The organism is Rhizobium sp. Root1204 (assembly GCF_001424965.1).
Lineage (GTDB): Bacteria > Pseudomonadota > Alphaproteobacteria > Rhizobiales > Rhizobiaceae > Pararhizobium.
This window is the reverse complement of sequence record NZ_LMCZ01000043.1, coordinates 162,288-178,500: the sequence shown is the minus strand read 5'-3', so window position 1 is coordinate 178,500 and position 16,213 is coordinate 162,288. Positions and strand designations below refer to the sequence as shown.

At 60.2% G+C, this 16,213-nt stretch carries 13 protein-coding genes; 1 reads left to right on the top strand and 12 read right to left on the bottom strand.

Annotated elements, in window-relative coordinates; genetic code table 11:
* Positions 1 to 237: 237 nt before the first annotated feature.
* Positions 238 to 924, bottom strand: a complete 687-nt coding sequence (gene aqpZ, locus ASC96_RS30190; protein WP_060506748.1) for an aquaporin Z — start codon at positions 922 to 924, stop codon at positions 238 to 240.
* 381 nt (positions 925 to 1,305) lie between these two features.
* Between aqpZ and ASC96_RS30185 the strand changes: the two genes are divergently transcribed.
* Positions 1,306 to 2,610, top strand: coding sequence for an MFS transporter (locus tag ASC96_RS30185; protein WP_060506747.1), 1,305 nt, complete (start codon positions 1,306 to 1,308; stop codon positions 2,608 to 2,610).
* Between the two features lie 81 nt (positions 2,611 to 2,691).
* Here the strand turns inward: ASC96_RS30185 and murB are convergent, their stop codons facing one another.
* The 11 genes from murB to rsmH all read right to left on the bottom strand — a co-directional run bounded on the left by murB (position 2,692) and on the right by rsmH (position 16,200).
* Complete coding sequence (murB, locus tag ASC96_RS30180) at positions 2,692 to 3,666, bottom strand: UDP-N-acetylmuramate dehydrogenase (protein ID WP_060506746.1); 975 nt, start codon at positions 3,664 to 3,666, stop codon at positions 2,692 to 2,694.
* Positions 3,663 to 5,078, bottom strand: a complete 1,416-nt coding sequence (gene murC, locus ASC96_RS30175) for a UDP-N-acetylmuramate--L-alanine ligase (RefSeq protein ID WP_060506745.1) — start codon at positions 5,076 to 5,078, stop codon at positions 3,663 to 3,665. The genes murB and murC overlap by 4 nt, the downstream gene beginning before the upstream one ends.
* On the bottom strand, positions 5,075 to 6,199 hold the full coding sequence (gene murG, locus ASC96_RS30170) for an undecaprenyldiphospho-muramoylpentapeptide beta-N-acetylglucosaminyltransferase (RefSeq protein ID WP_060506744.1): 1,125 nt from the start codon (positions 6,197 to 6,199) through the stop codon (positions 5,075 to 5,077). Before murG ends, murC begins: the two co-directional genes overlap by 4 nt.
* 22 nt (positions 6,200 to 6,221) lie before the next feature.
* The gene (ftsW, locus tag ASC96_RS30165; protein WP_060506743.1) at positions 6,222 to 7,376 is read right to left on the bottom strand and encodes a putative lipid II flippase FtsW; all 1,155 of its coding nucleotides are present in this window, start codon (positions 7,374 to 7,376) and stop codon (positions 6,222 to 6,224) included.
* Between the two features lie 60 nt (positions 7,377 to 7,436).
* Positions 7,437 to 8,828, bottom strand: coding sequence for a UDP-N-acetylmuramoyl-L-alanine--D-glutamate ligase (gene murD / locus ASC96_RS30160; RefSeq protein WP_060506742.1), 1,392 nt, complete (start codon positions 8,826 to 8,828; stop codon positions 7,437 to 7,439).
* Positions 8,829 to 8,834: 6 nt separating this feature from the next.
* On the bottom strand, positions 8,835 to 9,935 hold the full coding sequence (gene mraY / locus ASC96_RS30155; RefSeq protein ID WP_037096333.1) for a phospho-N-acetylmuramoyl-pentapeptide-transferase: 1,101 nt from the start codon (positions 9,933 to 9,935) through the stop codon (positions 8,835 to 8,837).
* A 121-nt stretch (positions 9,936 to 10,056) separates the two neighbouring features.
* The gene (locus ASC96_RS30150; RefSeq protein ID WP_060506741.1) at positions 10,057 to 11,490 is read right to left on the bottom strand and encodes a UDP-N-acetylmuramoylalanyl-D-glutamyl-2,6-diaminopimelate--D-alanyl-D-alanine ligase; all 1,434 of its coding nucleotides are present in this window, start codon (positions 11,488 to 11,490) and stop codon (positions 10,057 to 10,059) included.
* A gap of 1 nt (position 11,491) precedes the next feature.
* Positions 11,492 to 12,952 carry a UDP-N-acetylmuramoyl-L-alanyl-D-glutamate--2,6-diaminopimelate ligase gene (locus tag ASC96_RS30145; protein WP_060506740.1) on the bottom strand — a complete coding sequence of 487 codons (1,461 nt, stop codon included), beginning with the start codon at positions 12,950 to 12,952 and terminating at the stop codon, positions 11,492 to 11,494.
* A 63-nt stretch (positions 12,953 to 13,015) separates the two neighbouring features.
* Positions 13,016 to 14,761, bottom strand: a complete 1,746-nt coding sequence (locus ASC96_RS30140; RefSeq protein ID WP_060506739.1) for a penicillin-binding protein 2 — start codon at positions 14,759 to 14,761, stop codon at positions 13,016 to 13,018.
* Positions 14,761 to 15,171 carry a hypothetical protein gene (locus tag ASC96_RS30135; RefSeq protein ID WP_060506738.1) on the bottom strand — a complete coding sequence of 137 codons (411 nt, stop codon included), beginning with the start codon at positions 15,169 to 15,171 and terminating at the stop codon, positions 14,761 to 14,763. Before ASC96_RS30135 ends, ASC96_RS30140 begins: the two co-directional genes overlap by 1 nt.
* Before the next feature lie 3 nt (positions 15,172 to 15,174).
* Positions 15,175 to 16,200, bottom strand: coding sequence for a 16S rRNA (cytosine(1402)-N(4))-methyltransferase RsmH (rsmH, locus tag ASC96_RS30130; protein WP_060506737.1), 1,026 nt, complete (start codon positions 16,198 to 16,200; stop codon positions 15,175 to 15,177).
* Positions 16,201 to 16,213: the final 13 nt, after the last annotated feature.

Below are 16,213 nucleotides of genomic sequence, written 5' to 3'. Positions count from 1 at the left end.
CACACCCCCATAGAGCGTCATTATGGTTAACGAACCGTTTACTTTGGTTAACCCTATCCAAGACATGGGTAAAATATTTCCCGCCGATTCATGCCGGCGCTCAGATTCATCGCCTAGAATCAGAGTGTTACTCTCAACGCAAGGAAAAAGGCTGCTGACGGGGCCGATAAAACGGAAAGGCCCCGCAGCGATTTCTGCGGGGCCTTTCGTAAGCGGAACATGTCGGATGGCAGCGTATCAGTCGTCTTCGCCGACAACCTTCCAGATAATGGCACCGATGGCAGCACCAACGATCGGGGCAAGCCAGAACAGCCACAATTGCTGCAACGCCCAGCCGCCGACAAACAGCGCCTGACCGGTGGAACGGGCGGGGTTCACCGATGTATTGGTGACCGGGATCGAGATCAGGTGAATGAGCGTCAATGTCAGTCCAATGGCAATCGGCGCAAAGCCGACCGGCACGCGGCCGTGAGTGGCCCCCAGGATGATGAAGATGAAGAAGCCGGTCAAAAGCACTTCGATCACCAGAGCCGAGGTCAACGAATATCCGCCTGGCGAGTGTTCACCATAACCATTGGCCGCAAAACCGCCGAGCTGGAAGTCAGCCTTGCCGCTCGCAACCAGATAAAGAGCTGCGGCTGCGACGATGCCGCCCGCCACCTGGGCAATGATATAGCCGGGAAGCGAAGAGGCAGGAAACTTGCCGGCAACCGTTAAACCAACGGACACAGCCGGATTGAAGTGGCCGCCCGAGATGCCGCCGACCGCATAGGCCATGGTCAGGACGGTGAGACCAAAGGCAAACGAAACACCGAGCAGGCCGATGCCGACGTCCGGAAAGGCCGCTGCCAACACCGCGCTGCCGCAACCGCCAAACACAAGCCAGAATGTTCCTAAAAATTCAGCAGAAAGCTTCTTGAACATGGTTTCCCCTTCAAACGGAGCAAATGCCCCTAAAGTGCCCGATGCGCATCATCAGCGCCCCATCAGACCCCCTGAAGGAAACGCATGCGCACCCCAGCCTGTTTGCCGCACCCGGTCACCGGGTGCACAACCCAAGATTTGCGACAATTCGATTCTGGTCAAGGATTGAGCACGCCAGGAGCGCATCAGGTGGCATTTTTAATCAACCTGACGAAATAGAGGGCGATAAAGCTGCATCTCAGACGACACTTTTACAATCTATCCACCCCGAAATCTTGCCGATAGTTGCGCTTGAAGGGTTTTATTGCCGGTTCGTCTGCGTTAAAGCCGGGCGGCTGCCTCCCAAGACGGCACTAACATTCCCAAGACGGACATATGATAATGAGCGACACACTCTCCACGTCGTCGCCGACGGCAGAGCCGTTGAACAAGGGCCCACTCAATTCGCCAGCCCGCGTTCTCCTCGCAAGCCTGGTCGGCACGACCATCGAATTCTTCGACTTCTACGTCTACGCCACGGCCGCCGTGCTGGTGTTTCCGGCGTTGTTCTTCCCGAACAGCGATCCCACCACCGCACTTCTCGCCTCCTTCGCGACCTTCTCGATCGCATTTTTCGCGCGCCCGCTGGGCGCCGTCGTGTTTGGCCATTTCGGCGACCGGGTCGGCCGCAAGACGACCCTGGTGGCGGCTCTTCTGACCATGGGCATTTCGACGGTCATCATCGGCCTGCTCCCCACATACGCGCAGATCGGCGTCATCGCACCGCTTCTGCTGGCGCTGTGCCGGTTTGGCCAGGGCTTCGGTCTCGGTGGCGAATGGGGCGGCGCCGTCCTGCTCGCCACGGAAAATGCGCCGGAAGGCAAGCGCAGCTGGTACGGCATGTTCCCGCAGCTCGGCGCCCCTGTTGGCTTGTTCCTGTCCTCGGGCGTCTTCTGGCTGCTTTTGCACCTGATGACCCAGGAGCAGTTGCTGAGCTGGGGCTGGCGCGTCCCGTTCATCGCCTCGATCATCCTGATCGCCGTCGGTCTCTGGGTACGTCTGTCGATCACCGAGACGCCGGCGTTCCAGAAGGCCATCGACAAGCATGAGCGCGTCGAGGTGCCGGTGATGGAACTGTTCCGCAGCCACAAGCGGAGCCTCCTGCTTGGCACCTTCGTAGCCCTGGCGACTTTCGTCTTGTTCTACATCGGTTCGGCCTATCTGCTTTCCTACAACGTCAAGGTTCTGCAGATCCCGTTCCTCGATGCACTGGAAATCCAGATCGTCGGTTCGATCATGTTCGGTATCTTCATTCCGATCGCCGGCAAGCTGGCAGAACGCTTTGGCCGGCGCGAAGTGCTGATCGTAACGACGGTGCTTATCGGTATCTTCTCGTTCTTCCTGAACATCCTGATGACATCGGGTGAAGCCGCCATCTTCGTCTTTGCAATCATTGCAATGGCCTTGATGGGCCTGACCTACGGCCTGATCGGCACGGCGCTTGCGGCCCCCTTCCCGACCAACGTGCGCTACACCGGCTCGTCGATCACCTTCAACCTCGCCGGCATTTTCGGGGCCTCGCTTGCTCCTTATGCCGCGACATGGCTGCAGGTGAACTACGGCATGGCTTATGTCGGCTATTATCTCGGCGCAGCAGCCGTGATCACGCTGGTCTGCATCCTGCTTTCCGGCAAGGATGAAGTCTGAGGCTTAGCAAACATCAAACACCAAAAAGCCGCCGCGGATCACTCCACGGCGGCTTCTTCATATCAATTCATTGGCAACGGCTCAGGCTGTCAGTTCGCCGAGGAATTCCTTGACCTCATAGCCCGGCATAAACGTGCCGACACGCTTGATTTCCCATTCGAGCGAGATGCCCGATGTTTCAAACACGCGCTGGCGCACGGTTTCGCCGAGATATTCGAGCTCGTAGCCGCTCGCCTGGCCGGTGTTGATCATGAAGTTGCAGTGCATTGGCGACATCTGCGCGCCGCCGATCATCAGACCGCGGCAACCTGCCTCATCGATCAGCTTCCAGGCTGAATGGCCTTCCGGGTTCTTGAAGGTCGAACCACCGGTCTTCTCGCGAATCGGCTGTACGGTTTCGCGATGCTGGCGCACCGCATCCATATCTGCGCGAATCTTCGCCTTGTCTTCAAGGTAGCCTTCGAAAACGGCGTGGGTGAAAATCAGCCCCTTCGGCGCCGACGAATGGCGGTAGCTGTAACCCATGTCGGCGTTCGACAGCACATGCGTGTTGCCTTGGCGATCGACCGCGTGCACCTCGACAACGCGCTCGCGCGTCTCGCCGCCATTGGCGCCGGCATTCATGCGCAGTGCACCGCCGATCGTGCCGGGAATGCCGTAGTAGAATGCGAAACCGCCAATACCATGATCGAGCGTCATTGCCGCAAGATTCTTGTCGGGGCAGATCGCTCCGGCCTTGACCCGCGTTTCCGAAACCAGCTCGACATCGCCAAAACCCTTAGCGGAAAGCCGGATAACAACCCCCGGAATGCCGCCATCGCGCACCAGAAGATTAGAGCCGACGCCCGCAACCATCACGGGCACCTCGGCGGGAAGCATCTTGAGGAAGGTGATGAGATCGTCTGCGTCATGCGGCTGGAACATCAGCTCGGCAAGTCCGCCGGCACGAAACCAGGTGACGCGGTCCATCGGCGCATCCGGTGTCAAACGTCCGCGCAATTCCTTGACGCCATCCCCCAGCGAGGCCAGCAATTTTTCTCCGTGTACCTGTTTCATGCGGAATTTCCTGAAATGCCTGCGAGTTCCTTCGGAAGTGCCGCAGCCCAATACGTGATACTGCCAGCCCCCAAGAGAACCACAAAGTCACCCGGTTGTGCAATGGCTGATACAATCGGAGCGATTGCTTCCGGACCGTCGATGAAGCGCGCGTCACGATGGCCGCCGGCCTTGATGCGGGAGACGAGCTCCTGGGAATTGATGCCCTCGATCGGCTCTTCACCGGCCGAATAGACCGGCGCCAGAAGGATCGTATCTGCCTCGTTGAAGCAGGCGGAAAAATCCTCGAACAGGCTGTGCAGACGCGAGAAACGATGTGGCTGATGCACGGCAATGACGCGGCCCTGGCAGGCTTCGCGCGCGGCCTTCAGCACCGCCTTGATCTCGACGGGATGGTGGCCGTAATCGTCGTAGACGCGAACATCGTTCCATTCGCCAGTAAAGGTGAAGCGGCGCTTGACGCCGGCAAAGGCTGCCAGCCCCTTGGCAATATCCTCGGGCGAAATGCCGAGGCGCTGGGCAACCGCAATAGCGGCGGTGGCGTTGGAGACATTGTGACGGCCCGGCATCGGCAGGCGCAGATCCTTCAACTGGATCACCTTGCCGGTGCGGCGGCGGCGGATTTCGACGTCGAAGACCGAGGTAGCGCCGTCCATGCGGATATTGGAAAAGCGCACGTCGGCCTGCGGGTTTTCACCATACGTGATGACCTTACGGTCCTCGATCTTCGAGACCATCGTTTGCACTTCGGGATGATCGAGGCACATGACGCCAAAGCCGTAGAACGGCACGTTTTCGACAAACTGGCGGAACGCGGCGCGCACGGCATCGAAATTGCCGTAGTGATCGAGATGCTCCGGGTCGATATTGGTGACGACGGCAACATCGGCGGGCAATTTCAGGAAGGTGCCGTCCGATTCGTCGGCCTCGACCACCATCCACTCACCCTCGCCCATGCGGGCATTGGTGCCGTAGGCATTGATGATACCGCCATTGATGACGGTCGGGTCGAGACCACCGGCCTCGAGAAGCGTCGCGACCATCGAGGTCGTCGTCGTCTTGCCGTGCGTGCCGCCGATGGCGATGGCATTGCGGAAGCGCATGAGTTCGGCGAGCATTTCGGCCCGGCGCACCACCGGCAGCAGTTTTTCACGCGCGGCGATCAGTTCCGGGTTGCTCTTCTTGATCGCGGTGGAAACCACGACGACTTCCGCATCACCGATATTCTCGGCCTTATGGCCAACGAAAACCTCGATGCCCTTGTCACGCAGGCGCTGAACATTGGCGCTGTCGGACTGGTCGGAGCCCTGAACCTTGTGGCCAAGATTGTGCAGCACCTCGGCGATACCGCTCATGCCGATACCACCGATACCGATGAAATGAACCAGGCCGATTGTCTGCGGCATTTTCATGAGCGTGTTTCCTTGAACTGTGCAATCGTCGAACCGCTGGCAATAGCTTCAACCATGGCGGCAAGCAAGCGCGCGGCATCGGGTTTGCCCGCCTGTTTGGCGTTTGCCGCCATTGTCGCGAGCTTCTCCGGGCTGGTCATCGCCCCGGCGAGAATTTTGCTCAGCTTCTCCGGTGAAAGTTCGGCCTGGGCGATCACCTTGGCACCACCGGTCGCAGCCAGCGCCGCCGCATTCGCCGCCTGATCGTGATCAAGTGCATAGGGATAAGGCACCAGGATGGCCGGACGTCCGATCACCGCGATTTCCGAAACCGTCGAGGCGCCCGAGCGGCAGATGACCAGATGCGCCTTGGCAATCCGTTCGGCCATATCGTTGAAAAAGGGGGCAATATCGGCGGTCATCTCAAGCTTGGCAACACAGCCTTCGACCATCGGCATGTCCTCAGCACGCGCCTGCTGCGTCACCTTCAACCGCTGCCTCAGATTGTCATCGAGCAAACTGATGGCCGTCGGCACGCTTTTCGAAAAATATTGGGCGCCCTGGCTGCCGCCGAACACCACGAGACGAAACTCCTCGCCTTCTCCGGATGGCTGATAGGCAACCTTCGCGGCCTCCAGAACGGCCGGACGCACCGGATTGCCCGTCGTCACCGTCTTTGCCGCATAGGGGCCATCGGCTTCAGGCAGGAACCCTCCGGCGATCGCCCGCACACGGTTGGCCAAAGCTTTGTTGGCGCGGCCCATGACGGCGTTCTGCTCGTGGATCATCGAGGGGATGCCGGCACGTACGGCGGCCAGCAGTGGTGGGATGGTCGGATAACCGCCGAAACCGACGACCACCTTCGGCCGTACCTTCTTCATCAGACGGCCAGCAACGCGGATACCCGACCAGAGCGTCCACAGCGACGATGCGACTTTCAACGGGTTCTTCGATCCGATCGTCGCCGATGGAACGACGTGGATTTCATCGGCCGGAAACTTGCCGGCGAAACGTTCTGCCCGGCTGTCCGTCACCAGATGAATGGAGTAGCCGAGCGCCTTCAGTTCGTGCGCCAGCGCTTCCGCCGGAAACAGATGGCCGCCGGTACCACCGGCGGCGAGCATGATAATGCCTTTGGTCATGTTCAGTCCTTATTCCATCGGCCTATTCGGCCGGAACGCCCATGCCGGAACGAAACAGGCTACGCTCGACAGCGCGCTTTTCCGGACGATGGCGGGTCAACGCCAGGATGAATCCCGCCGTCACGCAGATCGCCACCATGGACGAACCGCCGTAGGAGATCAACGGCAGGGTCATGCCCTTGGCCGGCAGCAACTGCAGATTGACGCCGATATTGATCATCGACTGGATGCCGATCTGCAGCACCAGGCCCGCAACGGCAAAGCGGGTGAAATCATTGCGCTCGCGAAACGCATGGCTCAGACCACGCATGACGAGGAAGGCGAAGATCAGCACGATCACCATGCAGAAGACGATACCGAATTCTTCCGCAGCAACCGAGAAGATGAAGTCGGTGTGGCTGTCAGGGATGATCCGCTTGACGACACCCTCACCCGGTCCCTGTCCGAACCAGTCACCGCGGATGATCGCCTGCAGGGCCGTATCCACCTGGAACGTGTCGCCCTCACCGGTCATGAACCGGTCGATACGTCCGGCCACGTGCGGCAGAACAGTATAGGCGACCACCAGGCCACCGACAGCGGAACCTCCCAGCACGACAATCCACAGCCAAGGCATGCCGGCCATGAAGAACATGCCACCCCAGACGGCGGTGGTCAGGATCGTCTGACCAAGGTCAGGCTGAGCAACGAGAAGTGCGGCGACAATGCCGAACAACAGGATGGCAAACAGGTTTCCGGGGATTTCCGGCTGGCGGGCATGCTCGGAAAACAGCCAGGCGCAGACGACAACAAAAGCCGGCTTCATGAATTCGGACGGCTGCACCGACAAGCCGGCCAGCGAGATCCAGCGACGCGATCCCTTGACCTCTGCCCCGAAGAACAGCGCCAGAACCATCATGGCGAGCGACGCCAAAAGCAGGATCATCGCCGTGCGGCGCACCTGCCGCGGCGACATGAAGGAGATGCCGACCATCACCGCCAGCGACGGCAAAAGGAAAGCCGCGTGACGCTTGACGAAATGGAAGCTGTCGAGATTGAGCCGCTCGGCCACCGCCGGGCTTGCCGCAAAGGACAGCATGAAACCGATGCCCATCAACAGAATGAAGGTCGCCAGAAAGAACCTGTCGATCGTCCAGAACCAGTCGGCCACGGGGCCACGTTCGGCACGGCTTACCATTTGTTCGTCCCCTTCAACGGCGCGTCCGGCGCCAATCTCTCAAAGTCAGGGCCATCGCCCTCATATCAGCATCGTCACGCCGTCGATCGCAGCGACATGGCTGACGAAGGCATCGCCGCGCACTTCAAAGTTCTTGTACTGGTCGAAGCTTGCGCAGGCCGGTGACAACATCACCGCCGATAGTTCGGCCGTGTCGCTGGCCGCATCGGCGGCAGCATGGGCAACCGCCCGCTCCAGAGTTCCGGAAATCTCGAACGCAACCGCCTCGCCAAGCGTCGCGGCAAAGGCCGGCGCGGCCTCGCCGATCAGGTAGGCCTTGGCGACTTTCGGAAAGAAGGGTGCCAACGTCGTGATCCCGCCCTCCTTGGGAAGGCCGCCGGCGATCCAGTAGATTCGCTCATAGCTCGACAACGCCGGTGCAGCCGCATCGGCATTGGTCGCCTTGCTGTCATTGACGAAAACGACGCTGCCCTTGCGGCCAACCGGTTGCATGCGGTGCTTCAATCCGGGAAACGAAGATAGCCCGGCAAGGATTTCGCTTTCGGAAACGCCGACGGACAGGCAGGCCGCAATGGCCGCCGCCGCATTTTGGGCATTGTGATTGCCCCGCAGCGTGGCGATACCGTCGAGATCGGCAATCTCTGCCGCCAGTCCGCCCTCGGCACGCATGACACGCGTGCCATCCGCGAACAGTCCTTCGCCAAGCGCGCGGTGGCGGGCGATCCGCATGACCCGCTGACCGGCCAATGTCGCCCGGTCGGCGATTGCTTCGGTGTAAACGTCATCGACGCCGACGATTGCCGTGTCGCTACCGGCAATCAACCGTTCCTTGATGTCAGCATAGTGCTCCATGCTACCATGCCGGTCCAGATGATCGGGCGTCAGGTTGAGCAGGATGCCGGCCGACGGATTGATCGTCGGAGCCAGATCGATCTGGTAGGACGAGCACTCGACGACGTAGAACCGGTCAGGCGCTGGCGGATCGAGCGTCATCACCGCCGTGCCGATATTGCCGCCGAGCTGCGTATCGCGGCCACTGGATTTCAGGATATGCGCGATCAGCGCCGTGGTCGTCGATTTGCCGTTGGTGCCGGTGATGGCGATAAACGGGCAATCGGGCGCATGCGCCCGCCTCTCTCGCACGAACAGTTCGACATCGCCAATGATCTCGACACCGGCGGCATGGGCGAGATCGACCGTCCAATGCGGCTTCGGATGCGTCAGCGGCACGCCTGGCGACAGAACGAAGGCGGAAAAATCAGCCCAATTCGCCTGATGGAGATCGCCGTTACCGATCCCGGCAGCCGCAGCCTTTGCCACGCTGTCCGGATTATCGTCCCAGGCGGTGACAATCGCGCCACCGGCAACCAGCGCCTGTGCGGTCGCAAGGCCTGATCCGCCGAGACCAAACAATGCGACCTTTTTGCCGCTGAATGTGGTGACCGGGATCATAGTCTCTTACCGCAGCTTCAGGGTCGAAAGGCCGACCATGGCGAGGATGACGGCGATGATCCAGAAGCGGATAACCACCTGGCTTTCCGTCCAGCCGAGCTTTTCGAAATGGTGATGGATCGGCGCCATCAGGAAGACGCGCTTGCCGGTGCGCTTGAACCAGAAGACCTGGATGATCACCGACAGGGTTTCCATGACGAACAGGCCACCGATGATGACCATGACGATTTCGTGCTTGGTGGCGACGGCAACGGCACCGATCAGGCCGCCGAGCGCCAGCGAACCGGTATCGCCCATGAAGATAGCCGCCGGCGGGGCGTTGAACCACAGGAAGCCCAGCCCTGCCCCGATGACGGCCCCTAGAATAACGGCAAGCTCACCGGTTCCCGGCACGAAGTGGATTTGCAGGTAGTTTGCAAACACCGCGTTACCGGCGAGATAGGCGATCACCCCAAAGGAGGCGGCAGCAATCATCACCGGAACGATCGCGAGACCGTCGAGGCCATCCGTCAGGTTGACGGCATTGCCAGCGCCGACGATGACGAAACCGCCGAACAGGATGAAGAAATAACCGAGATTAAGCGTGAAATCCTTGAGGAACGGGAATGTCAGCGACGATCCAAAGGTCGAACCCGATACACCAGCCGAAAGCGCCGTGCGCATCATGAAGAACACGGCGATACCAGCAACGAGGAATTCGATACCGAGCCGAGCCTTGCCGGAAAAGCCCTTGTCGGACTGTTTCGTTACCTTCAGATAGTCATCGTAAAAGCCGATGGCGCCGAAACCGAGTGTCACCAGCAATGTCGAGACGACGTAGACGCTGGACAGGTCAGCCCAGAGCAACGAGCTTCCGACAATACCGGCAAGGATCATCAGGCCACCCATCGTCGGCGTTCCCGCCTTCTTGAAATGGGTCTGCGGGCCATCCGCGCGGATCGGCTGGCCACGTCCCTGCCGCACACGCAGCGACGAAATCATCCGCGGCCCGAACAGGAAAACGATCAATGCCGAGGTGAACAGGGCGGCGCCGGTCCGGAACGTGATGTAGCGGAACAGGTTGAAGAATTGAAAATGGTCCGCCAGTTCGACAAGCCAGATGAGCATGAGGGACCTTTCCCCAAAGGTTCGTTGCAGTGCCATCCATCAGAATCACCTGATGAAAGGATAACTGCGTGGTATCAAAAGTGTCAGCATAGAACAGCGGCCAATAAAGCCTTGTCCTGCCTTATTCAGTGTGTTCCGGGCCAAAAGAGGCCGGATATCGCTCAAGAAGAACCGAAACGATCCTGCCACAGCCGGTTCCTTTCGACGATTTGATCATCACCACATCCCCAGCGGCGATGGAGCCAAGCGCAAATTCCTTCAGTTCATCGACCGACGGACGGTATTCGACATGCGCGTTATCCGGCAAAGCATCGCGCAGATGCGCCATTTCCGGGCCAGCGAGCCAGATATCGGTAATCCCGGCCTGAACCAGCGGAAGCGCCAGCCCGGCATGAACGTCGCCAGAGGATTCGCCCATTTCCAGCATGTCGCCGAGAATGGCGATCCGGCGCCCTCCTTCAGGCAGGGCCGTGTCTTTCAGAAGCGAGATCGCAGCCCGCATCGAAGCCGGATTGGCATTGTAGCTTTCATCGATCAACACAAACGCACCCGGCCCGATCGCCAGGCGATGGCGTGCACCGCGTCCCTTCTCGGGCTGAAGTGTGGCGAGCGCAGCAATGGCCGCCTCCATATTCGCGCCAACGAGGCTGACCGCCCCCAGAGCTGCAAGGGCATTCTCCGCGATGTGCCTACCGGGCGCACCAATCGGGATTTCCAGCGTCTTGTTGTCAAGCGCGGCCCAAAGCGTACCGCGTTCCGAGCCGCCGGCATATTCGACCATGCGGAAATCGGCCTTGGCGCTGCTGCCGAAGCTATGAACATGAGCAACGCCGAGCGCGTTTGCCGCCTTCTCAAGCATGGCAAACTGTTCGTTATCGCGGTTGAGTATCACGTGGCCATCATCGACAAGGCCTTCCATGATCTCCGCCTTGGCGGCAGCGATTTCCTTGAGGTCCTTGAAATTGCCAAGATGGGCGGCAGCGATCGCGGTGATGATCGCCACGTGCGGGCGCACCATTTTGACCAGCGGCCGGATTTCGTCGGCATGGTTCATGCCGATTTCGAAAATGCCGAAATCGGTATTTTCCGGCATGCGCGACAGGGTCAGCGGCACGCCCCAGTGATTGTTGAACGACGCGACAGACGCATGCACCCGGCCGGATGGCTGAAGCATGTGCCGCAGCATTTCCTTGGTCGTCGTCTTGCCGACAGACCCGGTGACGGCGATGATCTTGGCGGCGCTGCGGTCACGCGCGGCGCAGCCGAGCCGCACCATAGCGTCGAGAACGTCATCGACGACGATCATCGGCGCGTTCAACCGTCCAAGTGCTGGCAGTTTCGCTTCGCTGACAACCAGAAGGGTTGCGCCATTGGCCATCGCGATACCGGCATAATCATGCCCATCGACACGGTCGCCCTTGATGGCGAAGAAGGCCTCTCCCTTGCCGAGAGACCGGCTATCGATGGAAATGCCGGTGATGCCTTCCGGCAGATTGCCCATCGGGCGGCCGTGCATAGCCGCCATCAGGTCGCTCGTGGTCCACAGAAAGCCCAAATCAATGACCTCCCAATGCCTTGCGCAATTCGTCATGATCGGAGAATGGCAGGGTAACGGAGCCGATGGTCTGCCCCTCCTCATGCCCCTTGCCCGCGACGATCAGCGTATCGCCCGATTTCAGCATGTCGACAGCAGCCTTGATCGCCTCGGCGCGGTCGCCGATCTCGGTGGCGCCTTTCGCCGCAGCCATGATTTCGCTGCGAATGACGGCAGGCACTTCCGAGCGCGGATTGTCGTCGGTGACGATCACCACATCGGCAAGCCGCGTAGCGATCTCACCCATGATCGGACGCTTGCCCTTGTCACGGTCACCGCCGCAGCCGAACACCACGATGATGCGGCCGGTGGTAAACGGACGGACGGAGGTCAGGACGTTTTCCAGGGCATCCGGCTTGTGGGCATAGTCCACATAGGCGAGTGCGCCCTCTTTGGTATGACCAACCAGTTCGAGACGGCCGGACGCACCCTGCAGCTTTTCAAGGGCAGCCATCGTCGCTCGGGCGCTAACGCCGGTCGACATGGCGAGACCTGCCGCAACCAGCGCGTTCGATATCTGGAAATCGCCGGCAAGCGGCACTTGCACTTCGAAAATCTCGTCGCCGACATGGATTTCGGCAATCTGCTTGTGACGGAAATGCTCGACCCGCTTCAGCGACAGGTAGTCACCTTTACGGCCAACAGTCAGCACCAGATGTCCCGCGGCTCTTGCAGCAGCAATCGCCTGTGCCGACCAGGCATCATCGGAGAAGATCACCGCCGGCGAGCCTTTTGGCAAGACACCATCGAACAACCGCATCTTTGCAGCCATGTAGTCCTCGACGGTCGGATGATAATCCATGTGGTCGCGGCCAAGATTGGTGAAGCCAGCAGCAGCAAGGCGGACGCCATCAAGCCGGTTCTGGTCCAATCCGTGGCTGGACGCCTCCATCGCAGCATGGGTAACACCGGCATCGGCCAGTTCGGCCAGCAGTTTGTGCAGCGAAACCGGGTCGGGCGTCGTCAGCGAACCATAATCGTTGCGGCCGGGCGCAATCACGCCGGTCGTGCCGATCATCGCAGCCGCAAAGCCCGCATGCGCCCAGATCTGCCGGGCAAAGGAGGCAACTGAGGTCTTGCCTGCGGTCCCGGTGACGGCAACCATCGTATCCGGCTGGTTTCCATAGAAGTTGGCTGCGGCAATCGCCAGCACGCGGCGCGGTGTGAAGGCAGACAGGACCGGAACGGGCGTCTCGCCTGCAGCCTTGACGCCGGTCACAACGGCAGCCGCCCCGCGGGCGATGGCATCGTCGATAAAAGCCTTGCCGTCGGCCTTGCTTCCCGAGAGAGCAACGAACAATGAACCCGGGGCAACCTGCCGGCTATCGGCGGTAATGGCGGCGATATCGATGTCGCCGGCCCCTGAGCCCAGCTGTGACGCAATTTCCGGGAAATCCTTCCCGATCAGGTCTTTGATCTTCATGGATGCACTTTTCAGTTATACCGACGCGCCGGGCGGCGAATCCTCCAGATTGTCATTCCATGGTCAATAAGACACAAGCAAGGCAGAACCGTCTTCACCGAACTTCGGCTCGACGCCGAGAAGCGGCGCCGAACGGCTGATGATATCGCGCACCATCGGTGCAGCGGTGTTGCCTGCCAGTGCCGCGCCATTGCCCTTGTCGGTTTTCGGCTCGTCAATGAAGGTCAGGACCACGTAACGCGGATCATCGATCGGAAAGCCGGCCAGAAAGGCGTTGAAGTTGGCGTCGTTCGAATAGCGGCCGTTGACGACCTTGTCGGCCGTACCAGTCTTGCCGCCGACATTGAAGCCCGGCACGCGGGCGTTGCGGCCTGAGCCGTTGACGCCGTTCCAGCGGAACAGGAAGCGCATGTCGTCGCTGGTCGATTTCTTGATGACCTTCGTCGAGGCCGCCTGAGCCTGCTCCACCGTGCGCGGCAGGAAGGTCGGCTCGATCAGACTGCCGCCGTTCAGAAGGGCCGCTCCCGCCACTGCCGTCTGCAGCGGTGTGGTCGAGACGCCATGGCCGAAGGAGATGGTGATCGAGTTGATCTTCTTCCACACACGCGGCTGGCTCGGCGTTTTCACTTCCGGCAGTTCGGTCGGCATTTTGGTCAGCAACCCGATGCGGGTCAGGAACTCTTTGTGGTCTTCGATGCCGACGATGTCGGCCATCTTGGCGGTACCGATGTTGGATGAATACTGGAAGATTTCCGGTACGGTCAAAACACGGCGCTTGCCGTGGAAGTCCTTGATGGTGAAGCCGCCAATGCGGATCGGGTTGGTGGCATCAAAGCTGTCGGTAAGCTTTACCTTGCCGGAATCGAGCGCCATCGCCGTTGTGAAGGACTTGAAGGTCGAGCCCATCTCGAACGTACCGTTCGACATGCGGTTCATCCAGCCTTCCTTGGCTCCATCGGCCGGCTTGTTGGGATCGTAGTCCGGATAGGAGACCATGGCGAGGATTTCGCCGGTCTTCACATCCATCACCACGCCACCTGCGGCAAGCGAACGGAATTTCGTCATCGCGTCGACGATGACATCGCGCATGATATTCTGCACCCGAAGGTCGATCGACAGCTTGACGGGCTCAAGCTTGGCATCGCTGGTCATGCCGATGGCAGCGAGATCGGCCAGCCCCTGATTGTCGATCCAGCGTTCCATGCCGGCGATACCGCGGTTGTCGACATTGACGTGACCGACGATATGCGAGGCAGTTGCGCCGCCCGGATAGAAGCGGCGCTTTTCCGGCCGGAAGCCGATACCAGGAATGCCCAGCGCCAGGATTTCGCTCTGCTGCTTGGGGGTCAACTGACGGCGCAGCCACTGGAAACGCGACTGCGATTTCAGCTTGTTGTAGATATCGGCGACGTTCAGGCCGGGCAGAACGGTTGACAGCTGCTCGACGGCTTCATCGGCATCGACGATCTTGTGCGGTTCCGCATAGAGCGAGACCGTGCGGATATCGGTCGCGAGGATTTCACCGTTGCGATCAAGAATATCGGGGCGCGACGCCATCAGATTATCGGCACGGCCGATGCTCGAGACCATCTCCGGCTGGGCCAGACCGTATTGGACCAGACGGCCACCTATGATGCAGTAAACAGCCGTAAAGCTGGCGATGACGATCGCAACCCGGCTTTTCGCCTGATTGCTGGTCCGCTTGCGCGTGCCTTCGAACGGCTTGCCGAGATCACCGGGATGATTGTTGCCGCCGGCGGAGAAGTGAGCCTTGCTCTTGACGACCATGATGCGGGAAAGAAAAGACATCAGCGATCCACCGAACCGGTTGCAATATCGTCCGTGTCAACCACGGGCTTCTTCGCCTTGGTGTTGCCCTTGCCCTTCGCCAACCCCATGGCTTCCAGAACGTCCGCGGGCGGCGGCATGTCGGCCTTCAACATCGGCAATTCTTCCGGGCGGGAAAGCTGGGTCGGGTCGGTGGGCGCAAGCTGCAAATCCTGCTGGTAGACGCCGACGAGTTTCTCCAGCCTGTTTGGCTGCGTCAGCAGCGCCCAGTCGGCGCGCAGGAGATCGATCGTGTCTTCCTCAAGCTTGATCCCCGCCTCCAGCTTGCGAACCTCTTCAAGCTTGTTCTCGGCCTGATGCTTGATCGTGTACGTGACCGTGGCGGCGGCTGTCATGACGACGATCAGGACGATGTCAAAACTACGCAACATGTCTCAGCCCCCCATCTTTCCAAGGCTTGCAAGGTTCGGCAAATCGAAAATGGACAGGTCATCTGCCTCGGGCGGAGCCGCGGTCCGCGCACCAACCCGCATTTTGGCGGACCGGGCGCGTGGATTGCGGGATGCTTCTTCTTCGCTTGCCGCCACCATAGACTTTCCAACTGGTGCGAAAGTTGCCGCGCGTTCATGCGCGATCGGCAGATGACGGGAACCCGAGGCCTTGCCGGCGCGATCCTGGAAGAATTTCTTGACGATCCGATCTTCCAGCGAATGGAAAGTGACCACAGTCAGCCGCCCGCCGGGCTTCAGGCAACGTTCAGCCGCAAACAGCGCACGGGCAAGCTCGCCAAGCTCGTCATTGACGAAAATGCGCAACGCCTGGAAGACGCGCGTGGCGGGATGGATCTTGTCCTTGGCCTTGCGCGGCGTCACCAGCTCGATCAGACCGGCGAGATCGCGGGTCGTGACGAATGGCTCTTCGAGGCGGCGCTTCTCGATGGCGCGGGCGATGCGGCCGGACTGTGGCTCTTCACCGAGAAAGCCGAAGATGCGTGTGAGATCCGACACCTTGGCGCGATTGACGACATCGGCGGCAGAGACGCCATCCGACGACATGCGCATATCGAGCGGGCCTTTCCGCTGGAAGGAAAAGCCGCGATCCGCCTCATCGATCTGCATTGAGGAAACCCCGATATCCAGCACGATGCCATCAAGACCACCGTCGGGAGCATGCTGCGCAAGATCGGAGAACTGGGAATGGACAAGGGTGAGATGACCGGCGCTGGCAGCGACCAAGGGCTGACCGCCCAGAATGGCTGCCGGATCGCGATCAAGCGCGATCACATCGGCACCAGCAGCAAGAATCGCCGACGTGTAACCGCCCGCGCCAAACGTTCCATCAAGGATGATTTTACCTGGAGCAAGATCCAGGCTTGCGAGAACCTCGGGGAGAAGAACCGGAATGTGACGGACCGGTCCGCCTTCGGCATCAGCAAAACCTGTGCCTTGATCCGTCATCATTCCGCCTCTCCAC

Coding starts and splice junctions, on each gene's coding strand:
- mraY (WP_037096333.1), bottom strand. CDS start 9,935: ATGCTCATCTGGCTTGTCGAACTGGCGGACCATTTTCAATTCTTCAAC.
- murC (WP_060506745.1), bottom strand. CDS start 5,078: ATGAAAATGCCGCAGACAATCGGCCTGGTTCATTTCATCGGTATCGGT.
- murB (WP_060506746.1), bottom strand. CDS start 3,666: ATGAAACAGGTACACGGAGAAAAATTGCTGGCCTCGCTGGGGGATGGC.
- ASC96_RS30140 (WP_060506739.1), bottom strand. CDS start 14,761: ATGTCTTTTCTTTCCCGCATCATGGTCGTCAAGAGCAAGGCTCACTTC.
- ftsW (WP_060506743.1), bottom strand. CDS start 7,376: ATGGTAAGCCGTGCCGAACGTGGCCCCGTGGCCGACTGGTTCTGGACG.
- ASC96_RS30135 (WP_060506738.1), bottom strand. CDS start 15,171: ATGTTGCGTAGTTTTGACATCGTCCTGATCGTCGTCATGACAGCCGCC.
- ASC96_RS30185 (WP_060506747.1), top strand. CDS start 1,306: ATGAGCGACACACTCTCCACGTCGTCGCCGACGGCAGAGCCGTTGAAC.
- murG (WP_060506744.1), bottom strand. CDS start 6,199: ATGACCAAAGGCATTATCATGCTCGCCGCCGGTGGTACCGGCGGCCAT.
- ASC96_RS30145 (WP_060506740.1), bottom strand. CDS start 12,952: ATGAAGATCAAAGACCTGATCGGGAAGGATTTCCCGGAAATTGCGTCA.
- rsmH (WP_060506737.1), bottom strand. CDS start 16,200: ATGATGACGGATCAAGGCACAGGTTTTGCTGATGCCGAAGGCGGACCG.
- aqpZ (WP_060506748.1), bottom strand. CDS start 924: ATGTTCAAGAAGCTTTCTGCTGAATTTTTAGGAACATTCTGGCTTGTG.
- murD (WP_060506742.1), bottom strand. CDS start 8,828: ATGATCCCGGTCACCACATTCAGCGGCAAAAAGGTCGCATTGTTTGGT.